The sequence below is a fragment of the Mycobacterium sp. 1245801.1 genome, assembly GCF_001673055.1.
In the GTDB taxonomy this organism is placed as follows: Bacteria; Actinomycetota; Actinomycetes; order Mycobacteriales; family Mycobacteriaceae; genus Mycobacterium; species Mycobacterium europaeum_A.
In genome coordinates, this window is the sequence record NZ_LZKY01000051.1 from 1 (window position 1) to 1,328 (window position 1,328).

Consider the following 1,328-nt stretch of genomic DNA (forward strand, 5'->3'; position numbering starts at 1 on the left):
GGCGAGTTGACCGTCGCCGCCGTCGAGCAGTCCCTGGACGAGGCCGCGGTGCGCTACGACCGGGACGGCGACCAGCATGCGGGCCAGATAGTGCAGCGCGGCGTCGACGTCGGAGCCGCGGATCGACTTGATGAAGGCGCTGATGACGTCGTAGTGCTGGTCGCCGTCCCGGTCGTAGCGCACCGCGGCCTCGTCCAGGGACTGCTCGACGGCGGCGACGGTCAACTCGCCACCGGGTTCGGCCGCCCGCACAGTTTCGGCGGCGACCTCCAGCGCCGTCAGCGCGCGCCGGGCATCGCCGGCGGCCAGCCGCACCAGCAGGTCGACGGCCTCGGGGTCGACGGCGATCTGACCGCCCAGCCCGCGCGGGTCGTCGATCGCGCGCTGCACCACCGCGCGGATGTCGTCGGCGCTCAGCGGCCGCAACTGCAGGATCAGCGAGCGGGACAGCAGCGGCGCCACCACCGAGAAGCTCGGGTTCTCCGTGGTCGCCGCGACCAGCAGCACCACCCGGTTCTCCACGGCCGACAGCAGCGCGTCCTGCTGGGTCTTGGAGAACCGGTGCACCTCGTCGATGAACAGCACCGTCTGCTCGCCGGACAGCAGCGCCCGGCGCGCGCTATCGATCACCGCCCGAACGTCTTTGACACCGGCCGACAGGGCCGACAGCGCCTCGAACCGGCGCCCGGTCGCCTGCGAGATCAGCGCGGCCAGCGTCGTCTTGCCGCTGCCGGGGGGCCCGTACAGGATGGCCGATGCCACGCCCGAACCCTCGACCAGGCGGCGCAGCGGGGACCCGGGCGCCAGCAGATGGTCCTGCCCGACCACCTCGTCCAGCGATGCCGGACGCATCCGCACCGCCAGGGGGGCGCCGCCCGACACGCCCAGCCCGTGATCGGTCGGCTGCGACGCGCCGGGTAGGTCAAACAGACCGTCGGACACGGCTTCAGGCATACCACGACCGGCCGACGCCCGCGCCGGCCCAGGCACGCAGCCGGCAATCCCGGCACCCACGGCCCATCTTTGCTAAGTTCCGGTTGCCGAGTTCCGCGGGCGTTTTCTCAAGGAAACTTCGCCACACTTGGAAATCCGACAGCAAGGACGGACATGAGCCAACCTCCCGAGTATCCAGGCACCCCGTAGACGAGAGCCGAAACGATCAGCGCCACAGGGTTTTTGGTGAATGCGTTCCAGGCCCAGCCGAACGCGTCACCGACGCTGAACGCGGGCCGGGGCGGCGCCCCGTAGCCGGGTGGGGGCCCGTAGCCGGGTCGAGATCGTCACGGCTTGCTTCCCGCCACTGGCCCGCGTCGTCAACTCCGGCGAAT

The 1,328-nt window shown here is 71.2% G+C and carries 1 protein-coding gene and 1 pseudogene; both read right to left on the reverse strand.

Features of this window, described 5'->3' with window-relative positions; translation table 11 throughout:
* The coding region (locus A5622_RS02930; protein WP_232002834.1) for an AAA family ATPase at positions 1-954 on the reverse strand (954 nt) is incomplete at its 3' end.
* A 185-nt stretch (positions 955-1,139) separates the two neighbouring features.
* Positions 1,140-1,271, reverse strand: a pseudogene (locus A5622_RS30650) (hypothetical protein); the annotation flags it as partial.
* Positions 1,272-1,328: the final 57 nt, after the last annotated feature.